The organism is Snuella sedimenti (assembly GCF_016428595.1).
GTDB lineage: Bacteria > Bacteroidota > Bacteroidia > Flavobacteriales > Flavobacteriaceae > Snuella > Snuella sedimenti.
Genome location: NZ_JAELVQ010000051.1, coordinates 1 through 4,966, shown reverse-complemented (window position 1 = coordinate 4,966; position 4,966 = coordinate 1). Strand labels below are relative to the sequence as shown.

At 38.9% G+C, this 4,966-nt stretch carries 5 protein-coding genes; 3 read left to right on the top strand and 2 right to left on the bottom strand.

Features of this window, described 5'->3' with window-relative positions; translation table 11 throughout:
• Positions 1-188: 188 nt before the first annotated feature.
• Positions 189-482: a hypothetical protein gene (locus JF259_RS17480; protein WP_199117000.1), complete on the top strand. Its 294-nt coding sequence runs from the start codon at positions 189-191 to the stop codon at positions 480-482.
• Between the two features lie 179 nt (positions 483-661).
• On the opposite strand, the gene JF259_RS17475 is transcribed toward JF259_RS17480, so the two are convergent.
• Positions 662-1,639 carry a hypothetical protein gene (locus JF259_RS17475; protein WP_199116999.1) on the bottom strand — a complete coding sequence of 326 codons (978 nt, stop codon included), beginning with the start codon at positions 1,637-1,639 and terminating at the stop codon, positions 662-664.
• 252 nt (positions 1,640-1,891) lie between these two features.
• Here JF259_RS17475 and JF259_RS17470 point away from each other — a divergent pair, with 252 nt between their 5' ends.
• Together JF259_RS17470 and JF259_RS17465 are read left to right on the top strand one after the other, a co-directional pair.
• Positions 1,892-2,731 carry a tyrosine-type recombinase/integrase gene (locus JF259_RS17470; RefSeq protein WP_233164370.1) on the top strand — a complete coding sequence of 280 codons (840 nt, stop codon included), beginning with the start codon at positions 1,892-1,894 and terminating at the stop codon, positions 2,729-2,731.
• 2 nt (positions 2,732-2,733) lie between these two features.
• A complete protein-coding gene (locus JF259_RS17465; protein ID WP_199116998.1) occupies positions 2,734-3,861 on the top strand; it encodes an IS91 family transposase in 1,128 nt (375 codons plus the stop codon).
• Between the two features lie 298 nt (positions 3,862-4,159).
• On the opposite strand, the gene JF259_RS17460 is transcribed toward JF259_RS17465, so the two are convergent.
• On the bottom strand, positions 4,160-4,735 hold the full coding sequence (locus JF259_RS17460) for a hypothetical protein (RefSeq protein WP_199116997.1): 576 nt from the start codon (positions 4,733-4,735) through the stop codon (positions 4,160-4,162).
• Between the last annotated feature and the right edge of the window lie 231 nt (positions 4,736-4,966).

The following is a 4,966-nucleotide window of genomic DNA, read 5'->3' as shown; positions in this document are numbered from 1 at the left end:
GAAAAACGCTCTTGAAATTCGAATAAGGATAGGCTTTTGAATCTTTGCTCCATAAGTTTATGTATTTATCCCTTGAATTTACTCATATTATTAATATTTACAAAACGCCTAAGTCGATTAGTTAAATTAATCATTCCATTTACTAATATAAAAATATACTGTTTTATTTTAATGTGTAGTAATGTTCTGTGTCGAGTAGACAAGAGGTGTTTCACCCCGAGCCTCTCACAGAACCGTACGTAGTATCCCATGATACGGCGCTTCTTATACAAATCTATACACTTAATTTGAAAATCCAACATACCAGTGATAAAACAGGCAAAGAAATTGTTTCCGAACCCCGTCCTGCCATTTATAGGCATTTGTTAGATTATTTCTGTACTTACCATAAAAGGCTAGGTTTAGCTGAATTAAAGAAAACGCTTGTCTCAGTAAAGTTAAAAGAAAAAGCCCTCCAAATGCAACAGGCCGGTAAAGGGTAAATAGCATTTAGGCTAATGTATGCTGTTTTTTATGCAAAGCAACAAACCATGTGGCCAGAGAGTCCCGAAGAAACCGTCACACAAAACAAGGCAATCCCCATAGTAGGCTGACCGACCAAAACCGGTTCAGTCAACACGGTGTTCATGCTCGGCCGTACCGACCACACGAACACTCTTAGTTATTGTGTGTAGTTTTTTATTTTCCCCAATTCCTCAATAATTAAATCAAGGTCTAATTTAGTACCACTGTAGACTTTGGTTTTATATTTTTCAGAAAATTTCAGTTCTACAATTTCACTTTTTCTCTGTTTATCAGTTATAAAAATATCTGAAATTGAAAAACCAGTTGAAATTCTCTTTATATCAATTGCATCATTCGGCATTGTTTTTTTTTTATTTACTGATATTAGTGAGAAAATACGAAATCTAATATCTAAAGCTGGAAATCTTGAAAAGCCTTGACTTTTTATGAAATTTCTCAATTTTATGAATTCTTTTAATCTCATTCTGTGTTTTGTAATAAGTAAATATAGAATGCTATCTATCCAAGATTCCATTTGTCCTAATGAAGTTTCAGTGTCTTCTGGTATTAGAGAATTCCTTTTTATCAAATTGTTCAAGCGATTAACAAAATCCTCAATATTTTCTTTTATTAAACTTTCAAATAGTTCGTCTTTAATTTGTTTTTCCAGCTTTACGTGCTGAAATTCAACTGCCATTTGATTAGACTCTTCAGAAGCTTTAATTACATTCTCTGAAAACTCATTATTTAAATTTTTTAGTTCTTCAAATCTATTTTCATAAGGTTCAAAAATTGAATTTTCCTTTTCAGCCAAATAAGTCTTTTTCGTTATTCTATTTCCTCTGATTTTAGAAACAATTTCTTGACAATAAATTGCTATTTCTGGTTTGAAACAATAACCACCTGTTAAAGTTGAAAATTCACTTTCAATTAGTTTTGCTTTTTCTTTCTTTAATCCAGTATTTTCAGCGTAAAATTCTAATGAAAATGGGCAAAGAATTTTACCGCTTTTATAGTTTTCAAAAAGTAGTCTTTTTATTTCCGACCATTTTTCAGAAGCTTCTCCAACCATATTACTTAAAGTGAATTGGTCAAGATAAATTATTCTTAAATTTTCAATATTTCTTTTTGTCAAAGTCGATTAAGTTCTGAATTTGCAGAATTTTGGTCAAATTACACCCAACGTCTAGTGTATGGTGTCGTAGCATCCCGTAAGGTGCTATGCACTATACACATTGTTGAACTAAACCTAAAGGTAGCTTTCGGGTGAAATGCTCTCACTTTTGGCTACCTTTAAGTATTCGTAAATATATTAAGCTTAAAATTATGAAAAAAAAGTCTTACTCTCATTGAAAAAGCGTGCAATTCTGTTCCTGGGTTTAAAGAATTGTACCGAAAGTTAAGGCGCTCTGTCGAACTTTCAGGAAAAAGCCAAAGCACCCTTACCAATTATGCCCGTTGTCTGGCACACATTACGTTACATTTTAATTGTAGTCCACTGGTTCTGGACGAAGAGCAGGTATTGGACTACCTGCACGTTTTAAAGTCCCGATCCAAGACCCCCTCAGACAGTTTCTTTAAGCATACGGTTTATGGGCTAAGGTACCTCTATCGCGTCTATGGGCTTAGTGAGATGCGGGTGGTGCTCCCATCGATTAAACGCCCGAACAAATTACCCGTGGTGCTAAGCCGTCAAGAGGTCAGGTTACTCCTTAAAACGCCAAAGTTATTAAAGCACCGTTTGGTACTTGCCATGTTATATGGATGTGGATTGCGCTGTTTTGAACTCCGTAACCTTCAATTGAAGGATTTGGATTTCGATCGCAAGATGCTCCATGTCCGCCAGGGAAAAGGCCATAAGGACCGTTACGTTCCATTGTCGGCCATGCAGATCCGTGGCCTTAAAAAGTATATGGCCGCAGAACATCCTAACATTTGGTGTTTTAATGGCAATCATGCGGAAGGAAAAGCAGTGCCCCTGTCCACCAGGGGGATACAGTGGGTCATCCGGGAGGCCCGAAAACATAGTGGGATCAAAAAACAGGTTACCACCCACAGCTTCCGCCATAGCTATGCGACCCACTTATTGGAAATGGGGCTGGACATTATCAGTATCAAAGAACTTTTGGGGCATGCCGATATCCAGACCACGCTTGTCTACCTTCATGCGGCACAATTGGGTAGGCAAAAGCCCTTTAGTCCGCTGGACCGGCTATATACGGAGTAGTTGTGCATCGCGCTACCCATGAGGTAGCTCAGGTATTAGAGAGGAATCAGGGGCAATTATCGGAATATTGCAATACCGGTTGGCAGTTAAGGACCTTACATGCCATACGAAAGTGCAGGACCCTGGCCATGGGCGGCCATATAGACCGCTGTAGCAACCCAAAATGTAACACCTTGCACCTGAGCTACAACAGTTGCCGAAACCGTCATTGTCCCAAGTGCCAGGGGCACCAGAAAGAACAGTGGGTACGGGCCCGTGAGGCCGAACTGCTACCGGTACCTTATTTTCATGTGGTGTTTACCCTGCCACAAGAGCTCAACCGCTTGTGCCTTTACAGGCCCAAAACACTTTATAGCATGCTCTTTAAAGTCTCGTGGCAGGTTATTTATGGCTTTGGGAACAATCCAAAATTTCTGGGGGCCCGACCGGGCATGATTGCCGTACTGCATACCTGGGGACAGAATTTATCGTTGCACCCACACCTGCACTGTATCGTTCCCGGGGGCGGGCTAACTCCTTCTGGGCGATGGAAACCCGTTAAACACAAAGGGAAGTACCTGTTCCCGGTAAAGGCCATGAGCAAGGTGTTCAGGGCACGCTTTGTGGCGCAGTTACGAAAAGAACCAGATGTTAAGGTCGCATCAGGTCTTTACGATAGCTTATTTAAAAAGAACTGGGTCGTGTACTGTAAGCGCCCCTTTTTAGGATCCGAACAGGTTATAGAGTATTTGGGGCGTTACACCCATAAAATAGCTATAAGTAATCATCGTATACTGGCAATAGATCATGGGCAGGTTACCTTTTCTATTAAAGATTACCGTCATGGAGGAAAACGTAGAACTATGCGCTTATCAGATGCCGAGTTCATCAGACGGTTAGCATTACACGTGTTGCCTAAAGGGTTTGTTCGTATACGCCATTATGGGATGCTAAGCTCATACCACAAAAGGATAGGCCTCAAAGAAATACAAAGAATGCTGCCCCCGGTAACTTTAAAAGAAAAAGAGCCTTTACGACACCGTAAATGTCCAATATGCAACATAGGGAACTTAATGACGGTCACGACTTTTACGGCTCGGGGGCCACCAAACTATTGGTTACAAAAACTAAATACACCCAAAAAAAAATAACGTTGCCAAGCACGTAACAGGGAACTATTGGTCAAAATGTAAATAATAGCAGGAAAAAGCCCTCCAAATGCAACAGGCAGGTAAAGGGTAAATAGCATTTAGGCTAATGCATGCTGTCTTATATGCAGGGCAGCACACCATGTGGCCAGGGAGTACCGAAGAAACCTTCACAAAAAACAAGGCAATCCCCATAGTAGGCTAACCGACCAAAACCGGTTCAGTCAACACGGTGTTCATGTTTGGCCGTACCGACCACACGAACGCTTAGTTATTGAACGCTTAGTTATTGGGTGTAGTTTTATTCTTTTTCAATTTGTATATCATCAATCCAAAAAGTTCCCGGTTTTAAAATGTTGACTTCAAGTCTAATTTGGTCAAATTCTGCTGTTATAGGTACACCATATACATATTGCTTCCAGTCATTAGTTTGATCGCTAGTTTGTAAAAGTGTTTTCATGTCTCCAGTTTTTGGTGCAACTCCACCAGCCATTACACGAAATTCTGCCCCATCATTCTTAATCCAGAAACTCAATTTATATGTATTTCCTTGTTCTGCATAAAATTGGTTTGTAAATCCTGGTGAACCCCAACCTCCATTAGAAGAACATTCTTCCACTTCAAATTTTAGCGACTGTTTTCCCTCTTTAAATTCTTCTTTGTCTAGAATGATTTTAAACTTCCCATTTGGTACAGTATTCGGTGTGTACATAAGCCAATTTACAGGAATCCCATTCTTTGTTACTTCAAATCCACCATTCATACCAGCAGATTCATCTTTTATTTGCTCACTCATTTGATTACAACTACCAAGCATTAAAAGTGAGCAAAGAGTTATCAAAAAACTCAATTTGCTTCTTAATTTTAGTGTTTTCATATCTATTGTTTAAAAGGAACATTCTTTTTTAATTACACCCAACTCGTTATATCTTTATATATTATACTGTTTATCGGTTTCTAATTCCGGATAAACCAAATAGTTATTAAGTATCATTAGTGTCCGACTAAAATACGGATTTATCGAGAAAGGTCAATTTCTTCCAATAAAAGCGTTTACTATACAGTATTCTCCAATAGCAAGGGGGTCATTAAAACAAAGCGAGTTGTT